Here is a 23,675-nt window from a genome sequence, read left to right on the forward strand (position 1 = left end):
TTAAGGCTCCATAGGTTTCAGTTGACTTTCATCAGCAATCGTTGGTGTTAGCAATTTTTCTTGCTGCTGAATTTGGCGGCGCTTATATTCGGAAATATGTTCACCGTTAAAAGTGTCTTTAGAAATAATGTCAGGAACGAGATAGGCATTATGATCTTCAACTTCTCCACCATACTTTGTTTCTGGTAAATAAGATGAGTCATAAGGCTGAACACTAATAGTTTCGCCATTTTGGTCAGTCTTAAGAATAGACTGCTGATAGAGCGCATGGTTTTGAATTTGTTGAGCCGTACCAGTGGTATAGTGCAATACGGGTGAAGCAAACACTACATAAGTGATCAAGCCTGCAAGCAGAATATAAATGACCGAATCATTACGTGGTGGTGCTTTTACAGGTAGAGCTTGATAACTCACATAAGCAGGATTCTTTGGATCTTCTTCTGGTACTGAAGCTCTCCAGAATAAAATAAACCCGACACGTGTTAACGCAATAATGCTTAATAGACTTACAACAAGCACAACTCCAATGATCCAGCCTTGATATGCAGTTTCAACAGTCGCTTGTAGAATAAATACTTTCCCAAAGAAGCCACTAAAAGGCGGTAACCCGGCAAGCATCATTGCAATTAAAAAATAAGTCAGCATCGCTGCTTTTTCTTGCTTGATTCTTGGAGCAATCTTTAAGTGATCTTTAAAGTCACCACGTTGTGAAGTCATCCAGCCACAGAACAGGTAAAACGCAGCGCCAATCAGTGTACTGTGTACGAGATAGAACAAAGCTCCTGACCATGCTTGCGTGTTTGACATTGCTATTGCGGTCAATAGAGTACCAATCGAAGACAGCACCATAAAACCAACAAAACGTCTGAGACGATCTGCACCAATTGCTGCAATCACACCATATAAAGAAGTGACTAAACCAATTGGAAGGAGCCAACCTTTAAAGATTTCCTGACTGATTACATCGTTAAATACTGTTCCATTGACACGTAAAATGGCATAAATCCCCACTTTGGTCATAATGGTAAAAATTGCTGCAACGGGCGTACTTGCAACGGCATAAGTTTTTGGTAGCCAAAAACCAACCGGTAACATGGCAGCTTTAATACCAAATACAACAAATAAGAGTAGGGCACCAGCAACTGCTAATTTATGCTGGTCTGCATCTAAAGTTGGTAAAAGGCGTGAAACGTCAGTCATATTTAGACTGCCTACACTGCCATAAATCATACCAAGGCCAATTAAGAATAGGGCTGAGGCTAAAAGATTGATAATGACATAGTGTACGCCAAGCTGAAATCGTGGTTTCCCTTGTCCATGTAGCAGCAGGACATAAGACGCCATAAGCAAAATTTCAAAGAAAACGAACAGGTTGAATAAGTCACCTGTGAGAAATGCTCCACATAACCCCATTAAAAGAAAATGGAATATGGCGTGGAAATAGCGTCCACGTGTATCCCAATTTGCGCTGGCATACCATAGAACTGGAACTGCTAAGGCATAGGTTAAAACCAGCATAAATGCAGAGAGTCGGTCGAGTACCAAGACAATACCAAAAGGAGCTGACCACTCACTCAACTGATAAACCGCAATTTGTCCGGTATTTGCAACAATAAGATAATTAACAGCAGTGGCTAAGCCTGCAACTGCTGAGACTAAACTAATGCCACGACGCCAAGGTTGTCGCCAATCTTCTTTCAATGCGCCAGCGCCAGGATTACCTAGAAGTAATAAGATAAAACCAGTAAAAGCAGGAATGAGGATGCTGAAAATAGGTGTATTTGCTTGCCAAAAAGATAAAAAATCAAACATCACGGCTCATCCTCACGTGGGTCGTATGTTGGGGAAATATCTTCTTTAGCATCAACATGATCACTACCTGATTCATAACGGCTTCGTAATGCTAGTTGCACAATAAAAGCTGTAGTCGCAAAGCCGATAACAATCGCAGTTAAAACAAGTGCTTGAGGAAGGGGGTCGGTAATATTCGTCGTTTCAGTTAAAATTGCAGGTGAGCTCACTTGTAAGCGGCCCATCGCGAATAAAAATAAGTTGACTGCATAACCGAGTACGGCTAATCCCAATACAACAGGGAATGTACGTGCACGCAAAATGAGATAAATGCCTGTCGCAACAAGTAGCCCAATGGCAGAGGCCAGTAAGAATTCTAAACTGATCATGATGATTTCTCCCCATGAGGTACAGGACCAGACATACTCGAATGGCGAGAGTCCCCTAATACAGAGATAAGTAGCATCGTGGCACCTACCACTGTGATATACACACCCAAATCGAAGCTTGCTGCTGAAGCCAGATGTAGTTTTCCTAAAACTGGTAACTCAACATAGACATGAGCACTGGTTAAGAATGGACGTGCCCAGAACCATGCAGCAATACCAGTTAAGCCTGCAATTGTTAAACCCGAACCAATCCAGACTTCGTATAGACGACCAGATTGTGCTTTTAGCATTTGTTCCGCTTGATCTTGACCTAAAGCAATATATTGAATAATCAGTGCCATTGAGGTAATTAGACCTGCAATGAAGCCACCGCCAGGATAATTATGTCCACGCATAAAGATGTAGACACTTACGACAAGTGCCAAAGGCAGTACCCATGATGCCGTAATACGGAACATCAGTGGAGATGGGTTAAAGCGATAGGTGAGGCCTTGTGTCATGGTAGTGCCGTGTACCCGCATACCATCCATTAAGCAAAGTGCTCCAATCGCAGCGATACCGAGTACAGTAATTTCACCGAAGGTATCGAAGCCACGGAAGTCGACTAAAATGACATTTACAATGTTTGAACCACCACCTAGTGGTAAAGACTGCTGCGCAAAGAACCATGAAATTGAATTGTGATCACGAGTTAAAATGAGCCACGTAATCCAGCCGATACCTAAACCACCAATAATTGCTAAAGCTGCATCTCTTAAACGTCGAGAACGAAGAGATTCATACGGTGTAAGTTGGGGAAGTAGAGATAAACTCATTAACAGCAATACAGTAGTAACTACATCGACTGTAATTTGAGTCAGCGCTAAGTCTGGTGCCGACATGGTGACAAATACCATGGTAACCACAAGACCAATTGCACCGCTAATCAGTACTGCTTTGATACGCTCATGGTGAAACCAGAGCATCATCCAGCAACCAGAGAATAATGTTAGCCAAAGAACAATAGCAATCCATGGTGCATGTGTCAGTTCACGGGTACCTGTTGTAAGCCCTTGATTGATTAAAGGCAGGGTAACCATGATGATGCTAAAAGCAATGATGAGGAACAGGTAACTTTGTAGGGAACCATTCTCAGTTTTTTGTTTGATTTTACGGCTAGTTAATAATAAATGTTTTAAAAATAAATCAAACAAGATACGACCTTGTAAGCGACCAAGTCTTGGATCGAGGTCGATTTTACGGATCATGCCGTCTTTTGCTAAAGCAAAATAGAAAAGTGTACCGCCCACTAAGGCAATAATACTCATGATTAAAGGTGCATTAAATCCATGCCAGATCGCAAGATGAGTTCCTGCAAAATCAGGCTGCATGAGACTTGCGCGTGTCACACTGTTAACTAAAGGCTCGACCAGTAAGGATGGGAAAATACCCACTAAAATACAGAGTGTTGCAAGTAGTATGGCTGGTGCTCGCATGCCAATTGGTGGTTCATGCGCATTTTTATTTGGCACTTGTTTACCAATTGGACCGTCAAAGAACACGCCGTGTACTAATCGGATTGAATAACTCACTGCAAAAATACCAGCAAGAGTCGCAATAATACTGGCAAAGATAACCGTTGAACCTGAAAGGTTTGCTAACAGTTCGGTAAAGAACATTTCTTTCGAAATAAAGCCATTGGTGAGCGGAACACCTGCCATTGATGCTGCAGTAATCATGGTAAGTGTTGCGGTAAACGGCAGTAATTGCCATACCCCACTTAACTTTCTAAGATCACGTGTACCAGTTTCATGGTCAATAATCCCTGCAATCATAAACAGCGCAGCTTTAAATGTTGCATGGTTAATAATATGAAAAACCGCTGCTGCAACAGCTAAAGGTGAGCCAATACCAAGCAAGCAGACGATAAGACCTAAATGACTAATGGTTGAATAGGCTAACAGTCCTTTTAAATCTTCTTTAAAGATTGCAAAGCATGCGGCCATACAGAGCGTAAATAGGCCTACAAAAGTAACGATGTTGTGATAAAGCGCGGCACCAATAAAGATAGGTGCAAGACGAGCTAATAAGAAAATACCAGCCTTAACCATGGTTGCTGAGTGCAAATAAGCTGACACCGGAGTGGGTGCAGCCATTGCATTGGGTAACCAAAAATGGAAAGGGAACTGCGCACTTTTTGTAAAAGCACCGAGTAAAATAAGTAAAAGCGCTGGAACGAAAAGATGATGACTTTGAATCAGATCTTTCATTCTAACAATGTCATTAATTTCGTAGGTACCTGTGATTTGTCCTAATAAGACAAATCCACCTAGCATAGCAAGTCCACCCATTCCTGTGATGGTAAGTGCCATACGTGAGCCACGCTGGGCTGCTTCGTAATGACTCCAGTAACCCACTAATAAGAAGGATGAAATACTGGTAAGTTCCCAAAAGACTAATAAAATAATTAAATTATTGGAAAGAGAAATACCCAACATAGCTGCCATAAACAGCATGAGTAATAAATATAGTTTACTTAGTGAATTTTTAGGGCCTAAATAGTAATAGGCATAAATATAAATGAGTGTACCGATACCGGTAATAAGAAGAGAAAATAATAAACCAAGAGCATCAAGTCTAAAGCTCAGATTAATCCCAAGTTGTGGTAACCAATCCCAACTTTGTTGAATGCTTGCACCACTAAGCACTGTTTTAGCTTGAGTCAGTAATAAACCAAAACTGGTTAAACTGACTCCGATTGCCCCTAAAGCCGTTACTCCACGTGAAAACCGTTGAAGCAATGAAACAAGGGTGGTGCCTAATATTAACGGTAATAAGATAATTATCGGTAGCACACTCGTATCCATATATAATTTAGACCGAAGCCTAAAGGTGAAATTTTCATTTCAGAATAGATAGGAATTCAAAGAGATTTCCAAAGCTTATATTCTGAAAACCCGACCAAATTAGAAAAATAAAGCGAGAAACAAGTTGTATTGCGCAACTTGAATAATAAAAACGCAAAATGAAATTTATTGTACACTAAAAAATCATTAAAAATCTGATGTTATTACATGCGGTAACAACATCTAGTGATTTTTCAGCTTAAAAACCAGATTTCATCGTATATTTAGCGAATGAGGTTTTTATTATAAAAATTGCACTAAATGAATAATAACGTTTTAAAGAGAAGAAGTTTCTTCTGAAGTATCTCCTGTATGAATCATACGTAATAATTCAATTTTTTGCTGTTCATTTAAGCTTTGGATTTGTTGGTACAAACTGTCGATTTGAGTTATTGAAGGTTGAGTATCAAGCGGTAGCGTATCGACATGAGGAACTGTTTCATCTCTTTGCAATAGCGTATAAAGGTGCTCAAGCTGCTGTTGAGTGGTATTTAAATCAAGTTGAGTAACCTTGCCATGTTCTAATTTAAGACATTGGTAGGTAACTGCATGTTCAAGTAGTTCTTCACGACTTCCAGTCACAATAATTTGTAAACGCGGAAAGGCTTGATGTAGACGATTTAAAATTTCAGAACAATGCAGAGCATCTAATTGTGAATCAATCTGATCAATTAACAAAACTCCTTCGCCTTCAAGACAAGGGTTTAGGCTCAATGGATTGAGTAAACAAAGTCTACGAACAATATCACCTACCAAAGCAATCCATGTTTTTGTGGTATTTGAAAGTTGTTGAAACGTTAAAACCTCACCTTGGTAATGGGCCATGAGTTGAAGCTTTGGGTGATATTGTAAATAGAGCTCAGAAAGCTCAGGAAAAACAATTTTTAACGCTGATTTGAGTGCGTATAAATTTGGTGAGGGAAGTTGCTTTGGTTGTCCTGCCAATTCGATTTGAAGTTGGCGTAAAAGTTCGTCCTGATCTTCTGGATTTGATTGTTGTGAAATAATTTTTTGTACAACATGAGCTGCTTGCGCATTTTCAATATCGCTAATTTCACGTAACCATTCAAAAAAGCGAGTAAACGTTGTAAATGGAATTAAACTAATATCGTAAGCAGAAATAGATTGGGTAATGCCCGGTAGATTTTTGTTGAGCAAACTTATATCGTTAACAAAGCGCTCAGATGGATAATAGGCAAGTAAGGGCAGACCTTGAAGTGGGTCTTTTCTCGTTACTTGATGATAAAGTGCAATGGCTTGATCGAGTTGTTGGGTTTCGACTTGACTCATGCCTATTCCACTCGAATTTAAGGTCTTAAATAGTTTCCAGCTACAAAGTGAGGTGTCAGTCTGCTGTGCTGAAGTTGTTTCAGGGAGTTGACCAAACTCTGAAGGAATATGAATACTGACTTCTATTTTAGACTGCAAACGAGAAAGGGTAATGTCTTGATCAGGCATAACCACGCCCGGAGTACGGACATCTTTCAAGCGAGCAGGAAACCATGTTAAGGCATTATAAATATGCTTAAGCAGCATACTTTTTCCGGTTGCCTGTTCACCTAAAATTAAAGTAATTGGTTGTTTATCATATTCAAACTGGATCTTTAGATCATGAAACAGAGCAACATGTTTAAATTGGATAGATTCAAGTCTCATAGGCTCACCTAATTATGAGCGCTTCAACCAACTGACTTTCGAAGACTTAAAGGCGCCCTTACTTTTAATTGTTGTATCAGATCATAAAGATGATGGATGTTTAGACTTACTTTAGCACGAGTACAGGCCACGTAAAGTAATCTTAATTCTTCATCTGTAATCTTGTGTTCTAAGCCATTAATTTTAAATTGATAGTCATCTTCAATATGGACACGATTCCACTCTAAGCCTTTTGCTTTATGGGCGGTAGAGATGACATAGTCAGCCTGTTCAAGTGGGGTAATCTTTGCAAGCGCTTTTTTCAGTGGGTCAGTGCCGTGATCATCTACCAGTTTAACCAAGGGTTTAATGTCACTTCCTTCATTGGTTTCACAATATTCATGAACATCATGCCATGAGTTAAACCATGCCAACTCGGGAACGTCAGTAACTCGTTTCCCTTGTTTCAAGAGGCTTGCGGCATCTACAAAACGGTTTAATTTTTGATGGTCTGCCTGCAAACTTACTTTATCACCGTGAACTAAACCAGCTAATAAAAGCTCCATTGCCCGAGCATTGGTACGACACAAAATCGCATCACGCATTTTGGTATGAGGCTTATTGACGACACTTGATTTTTGGTTCGGATTGCCAAGCAGAGGAACTGTCTCATTTAAGCCACCTAGCAAAGCATTGGCAACATCGGCAATTGCCTCTCCGAAACGGAAAGAAGTAGTGAGGCGAGACTCTGGCAAAGGCAGCTGTTGCATGGCATTTACTGCACCGCGCCACGCGTAGATTTGCTGATGTGCATCGCCTACATAAATAACCTGCGTACTTTTTTGACGAAGTAAAATTCCCAGCATTAAAGGATCAGCATCTTGGGCTTCATCAAATAAGACATAATCGGCTGGAATGTTAGGTTCAGACAAGGCCCAAAGCTTAAGATAAATATCGTGACCAATTCCGGCTTGATGGTTCGGGTCGATAGACTCTAACCAGCGCCGTTCAACAGCAGGGTAAAGGTGGGCTTGTAGCTCAGTAATATCGTCTGGATGTAACCAGTTAGGTGCCTGAATATGTCGAGGAGCGGGGTATTGTGAGCTAGTCGAACAGAAATAGCTCACCGCATTTGCGATAAGGCTTGCGAGGCGACTTGGCATTAAGACGTATTTTTCATAACGCCCACCCATCATACGTCGCAAGGTAATCGGTTCTAGTCGATATTCTTTTGCAATAAAGCTTGGACTTAAGCGCGGCAAGCGTAATTTATCAGTCACACCTCGTGGCACACTGCGAAAGGCGAGTGAGTGAAAAGTACGACAATCTACATTACGATGAAATTTGTTTTGTGCTTCACCAGCAATTGCTTTGTTAAATGCTAGGTACATACCACGCCGTTCAGGCATGGCATCGCTAATCATTTGTAATGTAGTAGTTTTACCTGTACCCGCATAGGCAATCACTTTAAATGATTGCCCAAGACGTCCATTATCTATGGCAATTGCTTGCTCATAGGTGGCTTTAGGTTTTTCGATATTCGACACTGAGTGATTTTAAACCTTGTTGCGGTTAGCTTTTTCAACTAAACCAGATAAACCCTGACGACGAGCTAATTCGTCAATAATAAGTTGTGGATTAAGATCGAAATAACCCAACATGACAATGCTGTGGAACCACAAATCGGCAGTTTCATAAATCAAGTCATTTAAATTGCTTTCTGTATTTTGAGCAGCGTAGTCTTTTGCAGCAATAATAGTTTCTACGCTTTCTTCGCCAACTTTTTCTAAGATTTTATTAATGCCTTTTTTGTAGAGGCTTGCAACATATGAAGTGTCTGCTTCTGCTTGCTTGCGCTCTTGCATTAATTGCCCTAAGTGAGCAAGCACATCAACTTGTTCAGTGGTATGAGCGTGATCGTGGCTTTCAGTTTTAGCTTTGTCACCATAAATTGCAGTAGGGTCTTTTAATTGTGCATCGACAATTTCCCAACCCTGTGGGGTAAGTTTACGGTAGAAACAAGACTCACGACCTGTATGACACGCGATACCACCGTGTTGTTCAATTTGTAGAATAATTACATCGGCGTCGCAGTCCAAACGAATTTCATAAACTGTTTGAAAATGGCCTGATTCTTCACCCTTGTGCCAGAGTTTTTGGCGAGAGCGAGAGAAGTATACAGCCTGATTTTTTTCTGCTGTGAGCGCAAGTGATTCACGGTTCATCCACGCTACCATCAAAATACGTCCGGTTTGATGATGTTGAGCAATGGCAGGGATAAGACCTTGTTCGTTAAATTTTACTTCATCGAGCCATTGCGTATTGTTCATGAGGAATCACCAAAAGTGTTATGTGAGTAAAAATGAACCGTAAAAACGGTGACTATAGTGTACGGTAAGAAAGCTGTGTTTAGGAATAATTCTTTCTATATTTCTATTTCATTTCAAAAGGAACAGCACCGAGTATTTAATGAGTAAATAATTGAACTTTGTAGTGTGGCAATTTTTTCCAATACAGATTAATGCATGGCGTGGTTTATTTGAAAATATAATTTAATACAACGGAGCAAATCATGTTCTCGACTAAGTTTTGGCCTTTATCTTCTCATTACCATGTCCATATGATGGACATTCCTCTTCCAAATAATTTTTCACCAAAGGCGCTAGAGCTTATAAATCAAGCAATTCGTATTAGTGATGCAATTAATAATATTCAACCTCTTAATCAAGAAAATCATGATGGCTTAATTAAAATAATGAAAGAAAAGCTGGCTTTTATATGCTTGAGATTGACACAAGAATTTAATGATGAGGACACAAAAAAATCATTAATGATGAGAGCAGAAATTTTGCAAGATGAAAAATTACAGAGTGAACTGTTACCAAGAATTGCTGCTCTTAATGAAAATGAGCTTCTTCAAGGCATAGGATATATGTCTACTTGGATAGGGAAATCAAAATCCCAGTATCATTCGGCATGGTTTGGAATTCCTAATAATGAGTTACAGAATATTTCAGACACTGTAGATAAATTGTTCAATAAAAACCTTGGCTGGCTAAAAAATACAATTAATGAGGACCTTATAGCACTACCATTTTGCTCTTATAAAATAGTTGATCTATTAGCAGTCGCTGGTGAGGCTAATGGTTACCCAAAACATTTTGCTTACTTATTTCCAGAAGATGAAGGCATTAAATATTCACCTGTTAAAAGAACAGTTGTATTTGCAAATACATATCTAACAATGTTTGAAAAATTTTCTCGTAAAGAGACGAAATTATTTGGGTGGGATAAAATAGAAATTCCTGATATTAGTATATGTTCTCGATATTTAATAGCATGGTTTCGGGGGCATGATTTAGGTCATTCTATTGTTCGTTCTTGTACGAGATTTGATCTGCTAAGTAAAATGGATCGATGGGGATCAATGGTAATTCAAGAATCTCTAGCAGATCTTTTTGGATTTTTAATGTGTACGACGGAACATACAAAACATGAACTTGATTTAGATAAAGAAATTTTAGGGAAAATTTACCTTTTAGAATTATTCCGTTATTTAAGAAGAGGAGCGTGCGATTTTCCTGATGCTGGCTCTGCTTATATCCAATTAAAGTATTTAATTGAAGAAAAAGTAATTGATATTTCTAATAATCATATAAATGTTAATCTTGATATTCTTATTCCTGCCTTTGAGAAGTTAGTAAAAGAGTTGAGTGAAACTGTTTTGAGTGATGATATTGAAAAGGGATTGATGTTCATTCAAAAATACTCTCCTCATCATAATAAAAAAGATGCTGAAGAAATTATAATCCGTCTTGGTAAAACAGTAGATGTAATTGAATATAGTCAGAGAGTTAAGGAGTGCGCTTAATGGAACCGTTTTCAAATGGTTTTCTTCTTAGTTTGTCACTCTGTTTAGATATTGGTATTGCTAATATTGCGATTATTAATTTAGCAATGCAACGTGGCTATTTTCAAGGACTTTGGCTAGGTATCGGAACCTGTGTCGGTGACCTGATTTATGCTGTTTTAGCCTTGGCGGGTATGAGTATTCTACTTCAATATGAACCAATAAGATGGTTATTATGGATTGGTGGTGGAGCAATACTCATTTGGTTTACTATCAAAATGCTAAAAGAAGCCTTACAAAAAAAACAAGAGATTCAACTACAAAAAGCTGTTAAAGAGGAGACTTCCTTTAAGTCTTTTGGTAAGGGAATGATATTAGCGATGTCTTCTCCTACAGCAATTTTATGGTTTGCTACCGTAGGTGGAGCACTCATTTCTAGAATGGGAAACAATGGTTCTTTTGCAGTCTCATGGTTTCTGGTAGGTTTTTTTATAGCAGGTATATTCTGGGCTGCAGTACTATCTGGTGTTGGTGGCTTTGGCAGTAAGATATTAGGCAAAAATATTTTAAAGTATTCTTATATTGCTTCTGCTGTGATTTTTGCTTATTTCTCATTTTATGTGATTTATTCAGGTTATAAAGAATTTATTCTTTCCTGAGTTAATTTGTGTCAAATAATGGTGGGGGGTTAGCCCCATCGTTTTTCTAAAAGCATGAATAAAATGGCTTTGATCATAAAAACCAAGGCTCATGGCGGCTTCTACAGAATTCATATTGTTTCTTAGTAAGTTTCTTGCTGCATTTAGGCGTAGTTGCATGTGATATTGCAGTGGTGGCATTCCAACATGTTGTTTAAATGCACGCACGAAATAATATTTGCTTAAACCACTCATGTGAGCAAGTTCATCGAGTGACAGCTTTGCCGTCAAATGCGCGCGCATATATTCTTGAATAAATAATACTGCCGATTTGGCTTGAGCATCGAGATAAATTTTGTCTTCAACAAGTTGGCCTAAAAGCAATAATAACTGTTGTTCTTTATTAAAAGGTGAGTCATCTTTTTGATTAAATGAAATAATGGCATTGAATAACTCAGTATTTTTTATAATTCCTTCTTTTAATACTGGAGCAGTATTACTGCTATAGATATTATTTTCAGATACAAAAGCACGTAGTGCGCACTGGGGAAGATGAATACTAAAAAATTCAACTTGATTGTTACTAAATCGAGAAGATTGTATTGATGTAGGATTATATATAGTAACTTGTTTTGCTTTTACAGAATCTTGTTTGCCATTTAGCCAAATTTCTTCAATTCCTGAAATATTAGCGCTAATTACATATTCATCATGCACATGACGTGGATAGGCATCATTGCAAGCAATTGTGCGAGAACATTCTATCTGATTGATGCTAAACCATTCCGATGAAATAAGCACTTGGCATTCTCTTAATCTGATGCATATGAACTGAATAAATCATATACATCATTTATTTTCAAGTCTTAAAAAAACTTGAATAAATTAAGAACCTTTTTAATTATTTTAATATACGCCAAAGCGCTAATAAACTGCTTAGCACAATTAAAATAATAGAAACAAACCAAGGGCTAATAATCGCGATGGTGAGCAAAATCAGCATGGTACTGCCAAATATCCAACTGCGGCGTTGTTGATGTTCCATTTGCAAACGAAGTTGCTGCATTTCGCGTAACTGACGGTCTTGCCAAGCAGACTGATTTTTTAAACCATTTAAACTATCAACAATTAAGCTTGGGAAATCTTGGGCACCTAAAAGCAGGTCAGGTAGTTGCTGTCCTAACTCTTTTATATTTTTGACTGGGTTCATGTTGGCTTTGACCCATTCTGTCAAAATTGGTTTTGCCAATTTCCAGATGTCGAGCTGCGGGTAAAGATCGGTTCCTAGGCCTTCGACATGCACTAAAGTTTTGAGTAGCAGCATGAGCTGTGGTGGAATCTCTAAATGGAAGCGACGGGCAATGTCCATCACTTGAATTAAGATGCCCGCAAAATCAAGTTGATCCATTGGTTTAGAAACCATTGGCCCAACTGTACGACGCATTTCACGAGATAACGCATCTTGATCAGTTCCCGGTGGAATCCAGCCAGCTTGATGCACAATTTGAATGAGCTGCATAAAGTTGCTGTTCATTACAGCAAGCAACATGCGGGCAATGGTCATCTGGTCATGCTTAGATAACTCACCCATAATTGCACAGTCGAGTGCAATAAAGCGTGGATTGCTTGGGTTAATTGTTTCTACAAAGACATTGCCGGGATGCATGTCAGCATGGAAAAAGTTATCGCGGAATACTTGCGTAAAGAAAATGGTTAATCCTTTTTCTGCAAGTTGTGCGCGGTCCATGCCAAGACGATCAAAGGTTGCCGTATCTGAAATAGGCACACCAGTAATACGTTCAGCCACCATGACATCTTTGGTGTCCATGTAGACTTCAGGCACGTACATCATGGTTGAGCCAGTAAAGTAATGGCGCATACGACGAGTGTTGTCTGCTTCGATACTCAAGTCCAGCTCATTTAAAATAATCTGGCGGTAGTCTTGAATAATTTCAGAGAGATGTAAGGCACGAGCAGCTTCAAGGCGACTTTCTAGTGTGTTGCCTAACCATGCCAAAATCTCAAAGTCTTGCAAAATTTGATTACGAATGTCGGGGCGAGTCACTTTAACAACGACTTCTCGACCATCGTGCAAAGCAGCAGTATGAACTTGTGCAATTGAAGCAGCCGCTAATGGCTGATCATCAAATCGTGCAAACAAGGTATTTACGTCAGCTTTTAATGATTCTTGAATACGTTGTTTGGCAACATTGCTATCAAAAGGTTTGACTTGATCTTGAAGTAAGACCAATTGAGCGAGTATTTCAGGTGGAATTAAATCACGTCGAGTTGACAATAATTGTCCAAGTTTGATTGCAAGTGGACCCATCTCTTCTAAAGCTTCTTTAAGCTTTAAAGGATTTTTACGTTCGCGACTCGACCATGCAGCAGGATGCATTTTAATAACACTTAATGCACGCTGAGCTTTAACAGGTAATTCATCCGCAGGGAATAACGTATCGAGTCTATAGTGCGCTGCAATACGCCAAAGTTCGAGTAAACGTGAAACGTGCGGAATCATATACAGTCTTACCTAGTCTTGAGTGGGTTGTAGTTGTGCATTGAGCTGCTGCAATTTAGCTTCTAGACGGTCAATATCTTGATTAAGCTTACGCGTAGCTTGATTTAAATTGTCCATTTCCCAACGTGGGGCAAATAAACCGCTGTCTTCTTTTAAAGCATCTTCAGCAAAAAATAGATGGCTTTGAAGAGAACGTTTTAAATGCTTTGGTGCAAGTTGAATCTTGCCAATTTCATGAGCGAGTTGAGGACCAACCCATTTTGATAAATGCGCAGCTAAATCAGGTTCAGCTTGCTGCATAATTTTTTGAATATCTTGTAATAGGTGATAGTCACCTTCTAGCGGGATATTACCAATCTGGTCTGGATCACTCACCAATAGTTTGATGAGTTCAACCACATCTTTAACATGCAAAGTTGCTGTTGCTTCAGAAATTTTGAATTGCGGATCAAAAGGGCGTTGTTCAAAAATAGAAGGTTTTTCGCTATGCCCAGTTGCAGTAGGTTCAAGACGTACTTTTTCTTGGTCAAAGAATACATCGACAGAAAGCTGCGGGTTATCAATCACAACACGCAACATTTTGCCCTGTAACTGATTGAGCTGAATGCGGGTTAATGCATCCAGATCGATCAGATGATGAATGATACGTTCGACTGCACCGAGTGCCAGAATCGACCACATATCGCTATACCTTACAGTTTGAAGCCACGGTGAACGGCAACGATACCAGCAGTTAAGTTGTGATAGTCACAGTTCTGGAAACCAGCATTTTCCATCATACCTTTTAAAGTACGTTGGTCTGGATGCATACGAATTGATTCAGCCAAGTACTTATAGCTTTCTGAGTCATTGGCAACCAATTTACCCATAATCGGTAAAGCAGTGAATGAATAAAGGTCATAAAGTTTTGAGAATGGCTCAAATACAGGTTTAGAGAATTCAAGAATCAGTAAACGACCACCTGGCTTAAGTACACGGAACATAGAAGCAAGTGCTGCATCTTTATCAGTTACGTTACGTAAACCAAAGCTAATAGTGACAAGGTCAAAGCTGTTGTCTGCAAATGGCTCTAATGTTTCTGCATTGGCAAGAACGAAATCGACATTGGTACAGCCTGCATCGATCAGACGGTCACGACCAACATTCAGCATAGATTCGTTAATGTCGGAAAGTACCACATGACCTTGCGGACCTACTTCACGGCTAAATACTTTTGCTAAGTCACCTGTACCGCCAGCAATGTCTAATACGTGTTGACCACGGCGAACACCAGACATATTAATTGCAAAGCGCTTCCATAGACGGTGGATACCAAATGACATCAAGTCATTCATCAAGTCATATTTGCTTGCAACCGAGTGGAAAACTTCAGCAACTTTTTGCGCTTTATCTTCAGTTCTAACTGTTGAGTAACCAAAGTGTGTTGTTTCACCAACGTTACCAGTGTTACCTGCGCCACGTGGTAAATTATATTTAGGTATAGAACCACTAACAGGTGTATCTGTTAGCGTTTGCTGTAAAGATTGTTGTTGCCCTTGAGGTGTACCTTGCGGTAAAGGTGAGCTTAGGAATGGGCTAACTTTGTCTGAACTTTGTGCCTGCTCAGTTGGAGATGTTGGCTTTTGGTTTTCGTTAGACATATTGTCTCTCCTAGACTCAAACTCAAGTGAAACGGAATAAGTTCTGCATGATGACAGATTTTGTCTATTTTTACAGGCATCATCATGCAAATATAATGAATAAAATCTCAACTTCGTGAGGTTGAGTTTTTCTATGTGCCGACCTTATCACACTCTAAACGGATTCGGATGCCCTGAATGTACATTTTCAACAATTTGGCGTTCTTTTTCCGTAAAAGTCTTGATAAAGCTCTCGGCAGATTTTAACGGTTTCATCGCACTAAAACCATCTTGAATAAAATCATACATCAATTCGAAATGATATTTTTGAGCAATTCCTTTACACATTTTAAATGCAGTGAACATCATAAATGAACGCATGTATTTATCTAAAGCGATCCCTAGATCGTCAAGAAGAGCAAGTTGTTGATAACGGGCTTCTGCTTGATCAAGCTTGATTAAGGTTAAGCGCATGATCTCGTCGGTGAGTACGGTATCTGCTGGGTAGTCTGCGAGAAGTTGCATGGCCACTTGCTCATCAAGTTGAGTCGCAAGCACAGCCAAACTTACCGATTTAGTTCCGGTTTTAATCGCATTTTCAGGCAATACTTTTTCGGCTTTATGGGCATATTTCAATAGACGTTCAATTTGTGCAGCAAGTGCATCGAACTCTGGGCCACCATATAAACGGTTTAAAAAATATTCTGACATGAGCTTATGCTCTGGCAAATTAAAAAAGTCATGATGGGTATCTTTCATCCGCTCTTTTAGCCATGTTTGTACATCTTGCAAACGTTGGGCAAGCACAGGATTATCATGATAATTAAATGTTTTATATTGTTGTAAAAGATCATCAAAAGCAGCGAGTTTAGACATGTAAGGCTCTAATATTGGGCTATTTACAAAAAATCATAAGAGGCATTGTAACCTTCTACTATGGCGAGTAGATGTAAAAAAAATGATTTATGCGTCAATTTTTAAGTGAAATCTTGCCGCAATGACATAATTTGTATAGCAATTCATCATTTAAGCGCATAAGTTAAAGATCATCGAAATTAAACAATAAAAGATTAGAGCAGTGGACCATGAGTGAACAACAGCCAAAATTTGAAATTCGAGATAAAGAACAGCTTTCAGTCGATTTGATTGAAGCACAATATGCTTTAAAAGATAGTCGAGGTAAGCCTAATGCTAAAAGTACATTGATATTAATGAGTGGTATTGAGCTTGCTGGAAAGGGGGAGGCAGTTAAGCAGCTTCGCGAATGGTTAGATCCGAGATATTTGCGGGTAAAAGCAGATGCGCCACGTATGCTCACCGATACAGAAGCATTTTGGCAGTTTTATTCAGAATTTATTCCAACTGAAGGCCAAATTGTGGTGATGTTTGGCAATTGGTATAGCGACTTGCTTGTCACAGCAACTCATGTTGCAGAGCCTTTGGATGAAGCACGGTTTGATGCATATGTTGAAAATATGCGTTCATTTGAGCAAGACTTAAAAAATAATTATGTCGATGTGATTAAAGTCTGGTTTGATCTTTCTTGGAAATCATTGCAAAAACGGTTAGATAAAATAGACCCTTCTGAACAGCACTGGCATAAACTCCACGGCTTAGACTGGCGTAATAAAAAACAATATGACACTTTGCAAAATTTACGCCGCCGTTTTACCGATGATTGGTACATTATTGATGGGGAAGATGAAACACAGCGTGATCAGTTTTTTGCCCAATATCTTTTGCAAAATATGCGTGATTTACCTGAGCATGAAAGTGAAGTCAAAGGAAAATGGCAGCAAGCAAAGATTCCTGAAAGTTTGTTAAAACCTGCTCAGGAACAGCTTGATAAAGCCGAATATAAAAAAGAGCTCGATAAACTGAGCAAAAGAATTGCAGATAGCATGCGCTTTGATAAACGAAATGTGGTGATTGCATTTGAAGGAATGGATGCCGCAGGTAAAGGTGGTGCCATTAAACGAATTGTTAAAAATTTAGATCCGCGTGAATATGAAATTCACTGTATTGGAGCCCCTGAACGTTTTGAAGCGAGACATCCTTATTTATGGCGTTTCTGGAACCGTATTAATGAAGCTGAAAAAATTACGATTTTTGACCGGACATGGTATGGTCGCGTACTCGTTGAGCGAGTTGAAGAGTTTGCGTCACCTTTAGAGTGGCAAAGGGCATATGATGAGATTAACCGCTTTGAAAAAGATTTGTTTGATAGTCAAACCATTGTAGTGAAAATTTGGCTAGCGATTAGTAAAGATGAGCAAGAGCAGCGTTTTAAAGCCAGAGAAGAGACACCGCATAAACGCTTTAAAATTACCGCAGAAGACTGGCGTAATCGTGATAAATGGGATGATTATTTAAAAGCGGCGGCAGATATGTTTGAACGAACGAGCACTGAGTATGCACCTTGGCATGTTGTTGCGACTGATGACAAATATACAGCTCGGTTAGAGGTATTAAGAGCGATTTTAAAACAGTTAAAGGCAGACTAAGGTCTCCTTTAACTGTTTAAATATTACTGTTTATTTGATTATGCAAGTTGATCCTTCATTGATGGGGATTCTATAGCAAGAGTTTTCCGATTGCGAAATACAATAAGCGTTGCAATTAAACTAATGATTGCGGCAAACATTAACCAGAAAGCAGGCATACTTTTGCTGCCAGATTCTTGTACAAGATATGTGGCAATCATAGGCGTTAACCCACCAAATATAGAAGTGGCAAGACTGTACGCTACAGAGAACCCAGCAATTCTTACAGAGCTTGGCATCATTTCAGTGAGGGAAACGACCAATGCGCCGTTATAGAAACTATAGAGCAGAGATAGCCAAAGTAGTGAAATTAACATGTGTGCCAAACTAATGTTTTGAGTCAGCCAGCTTAATAGCGGATAAGCACTTATAAAAATTAAAACTGTTGTGGTAATCAATAATGGTTTTCGACCAATTTTATCTGATAAATAACCACCTATAGGTAATAAAATAAAGTTACTTGCCCCGACCATTACCGTTGCAAATAAGCTTTCTGCAGTTGTTAAATGTAGAACTTCTTTTCCATAAGTTGGGGTGTAAACTGTAATGAAATAGAACATGGTTGTAGTTGTTGCAACCATACACATTCCAACGACTACAATTTTCCAATTCGCTGCAAGCGTTGACATAATTTGTTTAGTAGTTGGATGCTCTTTTCGAGAGGCAAAAGCTTCGGTTTCGGCTAAAGATTTACGTAACCAGAATATAAACGGAATAATTGCACAACCGACAAAAAATGGAATACGCCAAGCCCAAGCATCAACTTGCGCTTTCGTAAACGCTAAGCTGACTAAATAGCCTAATGTGGCAGCAAAAATTACAGCAACTTGTTGGCTAGCAGATTGCCAACTGGTAATAAACCCACGGTTATGTGGTTCAGCAATTTCAGATAAATAAACGGAGACACCACCTAGCTCAACTCCAGCTGAGAAACCTTGGGCTAGACGACCAACAAATATTAAGACAGTGGCTGCAAAGCCGATGGTGGCATATCCCGGTGTTAATGCAATTAACAAGGAACCAAGTGCCATAATACTTAAGGTGACCATTAATCCTTTTCGGCGGCCAATTCGATCGACATATGGGCCTAAGACGAGTGCGCCAATTGGTCGCATCAAAAAGCTAACGGCAAATACCAAAAAAGTTTTCATTAGTGCGGCATAGCTGCTATCAGAATGAAAAAAAGTTTCACCTATCGCTTTTGCATATAGACCGAAGAGGAAAAAGTCATATTGTTCTAGGAAGTTACCACTGGTTACATTAAAAATGGCACGTAAACGGGATGTTGATTGTCCATATTCCACAATGACTCTCCGTATTTCATTTGGCATTGTAGATTGAAGAATAGACTTTTAAACTTTAGTAAAACTTAAAAAAATAAGTGAAGATTAAAGTTTTGAACATATCTTTTGTTTTATTGTGTAAATTTTAAAAGCAAAAAATAAGGCACAGTCACGTGCCTTAAAAAATTACGATAGGATTGTATTAACTCTCAAGTACTGTTGAGTTGATTCCCTTTTGTTGAATGCGTTTAGCAAGGTTGTAGCTATCATTTAGATGAGTTTGGGCTATTTTTTTCATCATAAAATAACCTAAACTTGCTGCAACAATTTGTCCGCCTAATGGTATAAATTTTGTCACTTGTTTGGTTACGATTTTGCCAAAGAAACCATTAAAGGTTTTTTTAACGGTTGTACGCGCGACCATAAAACCTGAAAATTGAAAGCCACGTTTACGCAATTCATCCCAATGAATAGTTTTTGTTTTTGGATCATAGACGCTGACATGTTCAGGTGCTAAGCCAAAGCGAGCATTAATATCGGGAATAAGCTGTGTCAAAATTCCCAAATCTACGACCACGTCAAAAAAAGGAATCGGTACAATTGCTGCACCAGCAGACACGTAAGCTCTTTTCTGAATGAGATCGTGGCACTCATCGCGAATTTGTTCCAGATTTAGGCTAGGATCAATATAGTCAGGAATGTTATCAATTTTCATAATGTTTACCTGTAATGGGTTCCTTAATGGTGCCTTCCAAACACAAGGCAAGTGACACCTAAAGTTAGATTATGCTGTGTTTAAACCAACGTGACATAGTCAGATTCAGTTGTATAGTAATGAATGTTTATGATTTTGTGCATAAATTATGCGAGTAGGGTATGAAATAAATGGGCATCCATGTTATTCAAAGTCAACGTATTGATGTGTTGTTGCAGGGCGTACTCGCATCTACGTCCCAACCTTCTACGCATCCTTTACAGGTTTTGAAAGCCCAGCATTTTATTGTACCTAGTCCTGCAGTTGAGCAGTGGCTGATACAAAAACTTGCAGAACAACAAGGAATGACGGCCAATTACCAGTTCCATCAACGAGTTCGCGGTTTTCAGTGGTACGCCTATCAACAGGTTCTTACTGCGCATAAAGAACAGGTTCGTAAAGCGAATATTCCACGCCTGATTTTTAAATGGCGTGTACATCAAGCCTTACAAGAATTTATTCAGCCTGATGAAATGAGTATAGATGGCTCTCATCCATTACATTCTATTGTTCAGCGTATTTACGACAGCGCAGATCGGCTGGAACAAGGTATTGAGAAGCAGCTAAAAAAACAAAAAATGTTGTATTGGGTGGCTGAGCAGGTTGCCGATTTATTTAGTAACTACATGGTTTATCGGGGACAGTGCCAACGTGGGTGTGAAAATACCTGTACTTGTCCAAATAACTGGTTAGCAGCGTGGGGACAAGGCCGAGCACTCGATATCGAAAAGTATATTGCGCAGAAAGATAAAGAAATTTCTGCTTTTACTTTGCAGCAAACACAAGAGTTAGAACGTTGGCAGCGCTGGTTATGGCAGCAGCACTTTCATGATGATTTTATGCAAATGCAGCAAATTGACGAGCTGTTTTGGCAGGAATTAGACCATCCTGAGCGTCAGAAGAAGGCATTATCTCGTTTGCCAGAGCAAATTGTCGTTTTTACTTTGCTAGATTTACCGCCTAGCCAGCTTCAATTTTTGCGCCGTTTAGGGCAATACATTGATGTTTTGATTTTGCACTATAACCCTTCACAGGAATATTGGGCCGATAGTGTCGATCCGCTGTGGAAACAGCGTTATGACTTAGGTGTGAAAGAGCGTTTTATAGCGAAAAATCCTCAAGCGACCGATGCTGAAATTGCCGATTTTTTTGATAAATTTACGCTTAACTTTAATGCTGAGGCGCGTGAGTCGAGACATCCACTTTTAACAAGACTGGGCAAACAAGCCCGCGACCACTTCTCATTACTTTCGAACTTGTCTACTGGTGAGGAAGGTAAATGGGTCGACGCCTTTGTAGATGATTTTCCTGAAAGTTTACTTGGCAAAGTTCAGTCAGATATTTTGCATTTGGTGGAACCACAGCCTAAGCAATATGAACTCGCATCGAATGATGACTCTATCCAGATTCATGTTTGCCACTCAACATTGCGCCAACTTGAAGTATTGAAAGAGCAGTTGATTGGCTGGTTGGCTAAACCGCATGAACAGCCGCGTCGTCCAAATGATATTCTGGTTTTAGTGCCTAATTTGGCAGAAGTTGAGCCTTTAATACGAAGTGTTTTTCCAGCTACGGCAACCGAGCAAGGTGTGCATTTACCCGTAAAAATTGCAGGTATTGCCTCACTTGATGCACTCAATGCATGGCGTGCCGTGATTGGGCGTATTCACCTTATGCAAGGACGATTTAGCTTTGATGATTTCGCTGATTGGCTTGGTTTACATGCGACGCAGCAGCGCTATGCTCTTGAATATGCTCAAGTAGAGCGAGTTTTGGCATTACTGGCCGATGCAGGGTTTAAACGTGGTCTTGATGCAGAGCATCTAAAACGTAGCTTATGTGACGGCGATGATGATTATCGGTATAGTTTTAAATTTGCTTTAGAGCGGTTAGCACTCGGCATTGCAATTCCTGAACATGCTACGTTTAATCAGGTACTTAGTTACGCCAAGGTTCAACCAGGCGATTTTGAGCTGATTGGTACACTCATTCAGATTTACCAAGATTTAAATGAGCGCCGTGACTGGCTCATTATGCATGAGCAAAGAAAAGTACATACAGTAGAATACTGGCTGCAAGTGTTGTCGCAAGATATAGTCGAGTTTGAACAGGCTGGTGTGGCTGCTTTAAAAACTGCTCGGGAAATTGTGAAAAAACAAGAGCGTATGTTAACGCTTGCGAGTTACTATGCCGAGGCAGAAACAGGCACCTTACGTAAAATCACCTTGCCTTTGCCTTATATCCTCGATGAGATTCAGCGAACTTTAGAAAACCAGACGGCACAAGCTGAACCAACTGGACAGATTACCTTTGCTCAGATTGGACAAATTCGTCCCTTACCTTATCGCTTAATTGTGATGTTGAACCTTGATGCAGGGCAGTTTCCAAACCGTGATACCCACGTGCCATTTGATTTGATGGATGCTTTACGTCAACAACTAGGTGACCGTTCCCGCCTTGAGGATGACCAAGGCGCTTTTTTAGATGCCTTACTTGTAGCTCAAGAAAATCTATGGCTGTTTTATAACGGATTTGACGTCAATGACGGTGAAGTGAGAGACCCTTCAAGTATTCTTCAAGAGTTCCGTGAGCATCTTGCACTTATTGTAAAACCAGAGCCAAATACACCTGAGCGTGAAGTCATTGAAGGCATTGAAATTCCATCTCAATTAAAACAACTCTACCATTTACATTATTTACAGCCTTTTGACCCGAAGGGTTTTATGGCCGAGAACAGTTACATTCGTTACCAAGATCACTGGTTTAATGTGGCAATGCAAATTCAGCAAGCATCTGGTGTTCTTAAGCCTTGGGCGAATACATCTTATCCTTTAGAAATACCTGACATGCTGGTTTTAGATAGCCATCAGTGGATACAGGATGTGACTTTCCCTGCACGCCTTTATTTAAAAACTTTAGGTGTCGAAAATTTGGGAAGTGTGGGGGAGTTAGATCAGAACGAACCTTTGCTTTTAGATGGTTTAGGCCGTTATAGCATTCGACATTTTTTACAGCAAAACGAACAGCAGGCACAGCCTGAAGCTCTACTTGATCAGTTGCCTGTAGGCAAAGTTCAATATAGTGCTTGGCAACAAGGCGTTTTTGAACAGGAATGTTTGCTTGAACGTCTTCAGCATTATGCACTAGCCGTGACACAAACCACGCAGCGAGTCTGGCGAATTGCCAAACAGCTGCATATGAATATTACGGTGCCAAAATCTGAAACTCAGGATTGGGTCAGCATGGAAGCATCAAGTGCTCGTGCAAAAAGACGTGCAAAAGTCTGGTTAGAGTACCTGCTTTGGTTGGCCTATTTAAATGAGGGACGTGCAGGAGCTGAAAGACGCCGTATAGTGGTTTTTAGTGATCAAACCGTAATCTGTAAAGGTATTAGTTCGGAGCAAGCTCGGCACTATTTACAACCGTGGTTTAAGATCTGGCGTTATGCTCAACAGCAACCACTGGTGCTACCAGCAGCTTTAATGCTAAAGCCTCTGGAAAAAGCCAAGGCATATCAGTGGGAAGTATCAAATCAGACAGAAAAAATAAAACTGGATGAGAAGAGCTATACCGAGCTGTTAAAATACTGGAATGAAACTGGGTCATTTACCGCTATCGATATGACTCAAAATGAAGCGTGTAAGTTACATAAGGACTGGCGTTTTATTTTGCAAGAACAAGATGCACAAGCATTGCTTCAACAAGCTTGTGATGAGTTTGCATATGATTTGTATCATCCGGTTTTTCAATTTCAATATTCGGAGTAA

17 protein-coding genes are annotated in these 23,675 nt (G+C 39.6%); 4 read left to right on the forward strand and 13 right to left on the reverse strand.

The annotated features are described in order from the left end of the window. The 6 genes from ABFY81_RS12795 to hisIE form a co-directional block, all read right to left on the reverse strand. Window positions 1–1,812: a monovalent cation/H+ antiporter subunit D gene (locus tag ABFY81_RS12795; RefSeq protein ID WP_347913906.1), complete on the reverse strand. Its 1,812-nt coding sequence runs from the start codon at window positions 1,810–1,812 to the stop codon at window positions 1–3. Next, on the reverse strand, window positions 1,812–2,180 hold the full coding sequence (locus ABFY81_RS12800; protein WP_000624229.1) for a Na+/H+ antiporter subunit C: 369 nt from the start codon (window positions 2,178–2,180) through the stop codon (window positions 1,812–1,814). Before ABFY81_RS12800 ends, ABFY81_RS12795 begins: the two co-directional genes overlap by 1 nt. After that, window positions 2,177–5,026 carry a monovalent cation/H+ antiporter subunit A gene (locus ABFY81_RS12805; RefSeq protein ID WP_347913907.1) on the reverse strand — a complete coding sequence of 950 codons (2,850 nt, stop codon included), beginning with the start codon at window positions 5,024–5,026 and terminating at the stop codon, window positions 2,177–2,179. The genes ABFY81_RS12800 and ABFY81_RS12805 overlap by 4 nt, the downstream gene beginning before the upstream one ends. Before the next feature lie 315 nt (window positions 5,027–5,341). Further along, a complete protein-coding gene (locus ABFY81_RS12810) occupies window positions 5,342–6,721 on the reverse strand; it encodes an AAA family ATPase (RefSeq protein ID WP_347913908.1) in 1,380 nt (459 codons plus the stop codon). 23 nt (window positions 6,722–6,744) lie between these two features. Further along, window positions 6,745–8,247, reverse strand: a complete 1,503-nt coding sequence (locus tag ABFY81_RS12815) for a UvrD-helicase domain-containing protein (protein ID WP_019456881.1) — start codon at window positions 8,245–8,247, stop codon at window positions 6,745–6,747. 9 nt (window positions 8,248–8,256) lie between these two features. Further along, window positions 8,257–9,030: a bifunctional phosphoribosyl-AMP cyclohydrolase/phosphoribosyl-ATP diphosphatase HisIE gene (gene hisIE / locus ABFY81_RS12820; RefSeq protein WP_019456882.1), complete on the reverse strand. Its 774-nt coding sequence runs from the start codon at window positions 9,028–9,030 to the stop codon at window positions 8,257–8,259. A gap of 242 nt (window positions 9,031–9,272) precedes the next feature. Between hisIE and ABFY81_RS12825 the strand changes: the two genes are divergently transcribed. Both ABFY81_RS12825 and ABFY81_RS12830 read left to right on the forward strand, forming a co-directional pair. Further along, window positions 9,273–10,571, forward strand: a complete 1,299-nt coding sequence (locus ABFY81_RS12825; RefSeq protein ID WP_347913909.1) for a hypothetical protein — start codon at window positions 9,273–9,275, stop codon at window positions 10,569–10,571. After that, window positions 10,571–11,209 carry a LysE family transporter gene (locus ABFY81_RS12830; RefSeq protein WP_039251193.1) on the forward strand — a complete coding sequence of 213 codons (639 nt, stop codon included), beginning with the start codon at window positions 10,571–10,573 and terminating at the stop codon, window positions 11,207–11,209. The genes ABFY81_RS12825 and ABFY81_RS12830 overlap by 1 nt, the downstream gene beginning before the upstream one ends. On the opposite strand, the gene ABFY81_RS12835 is transcribed toward ABFY81_RS12830, so the two are convergent. From ABFY81_RS12835 to ABFY81_RS12855, 5 genes are all read right to left on the reverse strand, one after another. After that, window positions 11,180–11,989 carry an AraC family transcriptional regulator gene (locus ABFY81_RS12835; protein WP_347913910.1) on the reverse strand — a complete coding sequence of 270 codons (810 nt, stop codon included), beginning with the start codon at window positions 11,987–11,989 and terminating at the stop codon, window positions 11,180–11,182. The genes ABFY81_RS12830 and ABFY81_RS12835 overlap by 30 nt on opposite strands. Window positions 11,990–12,089: 100 nt before the next feature. Further along, on the reverse strand, window positions 12,090–13,709 hold the full coding sequence (locus tag ABFY81_RS12840; RefSeq protein ID WP_004699046.1) for an AarF/UbiB family protein: 1,620 nt from the start codon (window positions 13,707–13,709) through the stop codon (window positions 12,090–12,092). Between the two features lie 12 nt (window positions 13,710–13,721). Next, window positions 13,722–14,390 carry a hypothetical protein gene (locus ABFY81_RS12845; protein WP_347913911.1) on the reverse strand — a complete coding sequence of 223 codons (669 nt, stop codon included), beginning with the start codon at window positions 14,388–14,390 and terminating at the stop codon, window positions 13,722–13,724. A gap of 11 nt (window positions 14,391–14,401) precedes the next feature. After that, window positions 14,402–15,349, reverse strand: coding sequence for a bifunctional demethylmenaquinone methyltransferase/2-methoxy-6-polyprenyl-1,4-benzoquinol methylase UbiE (gene ubiE / locus ABFY81_RS12850; RefSeq protein ID WP_347913912.1), 948 nt, complete (start codon window positions 15,347–15,349; stop codon window positions 14,402–14,404). 147 nt (window positions 15,350–15,496) lie between these two features. Then, on the reverse strand, window positions 15,497–16,204 hold the full coding sequence (locus ABFY81_RS12855) for a hypothetical protein (protein ID WP_019456887.1): 708 nt from the start codon (window positions 16,202–16,204) through the stop codon (window positions 15,497–15,499). Between the two features lie 209 nt (window positions 16,205–16,413). On the opposite strand from ABFY81_RS12855, the gene ABFY81_RS12860 reads away from it, so the two are divergent. Then, window positions 16,414–17,832, forward strand: a complete 1,419-nt coding sequence (locus ABFY81_RS12860) for a phosphate--AMP phosphotransferase (RefSeq protein ID WP_347913913.1) — start codon at window positions 16,414–16,416, stop codon at window positions 17,830–17,832. A gap of 38 nt (window positions 17,833–17,870) precedes the next feature. Here the strand turns inward: ABFY81_RS12860 and ABFY81_RS12865 are convergent, their stop codons facing one another. Both ABFY81_RS12865 and ABFY81_RS12870 read right to left on the reverse strand, forming a co-directional pair. After that, window positions 17,871–19,175 carry an MFS transporter gene (locus tag ABFY81_RS12865; protein WP_077169119.1) on the reverse strand — a complete coding sequence of 435 codons (1,305 nt, stop codon included), beginning with the start codon at window positions 19,173–19,175 and terminating at the stop codon, window positions 17,871–17,873. Window positions 19,176–19,356: 181 nt separating this feature from the next. Beyond that, the gene (locus ABFY81_RS12870; RefSeq protein ID WP_004699033.1) at window positions 19,357–19,869 is read right to left on the reverse strand and encodes a hypothetical protein; all 513 of its coding nucleotides are present in this window, start codon (window positions 19,867–19,869) and stop codon (window positions 19,357–19,359) included. Window positions 19,870–20,039: 170 nt separating this feature from the next. Between ABFY81_RS12870 and ABFY81_RS12875 the strand changes: the two genes are divergently transcribed. Continuing rightward, window positions 20,040–23,675, forward strand: a complete 3,636-nt coding sequence (locus ABFY81_RS12875) for an exodeoxyribonuclease V subunit gamma (RefSeq protein ID WP_347913914.1) — start codon at window positions 20,040–20,042, stop codon at window positions 23,673–23,675.

The sequence above is a fragment of the Acinetobacter sp. WA-87 genome, from assembly GCF_039938935.1.
Classification (GTDB): Bacteria; Pseudomonadota; Gammaproteobacteria; order Pseudomonadales; family Moraxellaceae; genus Acinetobacter; species Acinetobacter seifertii.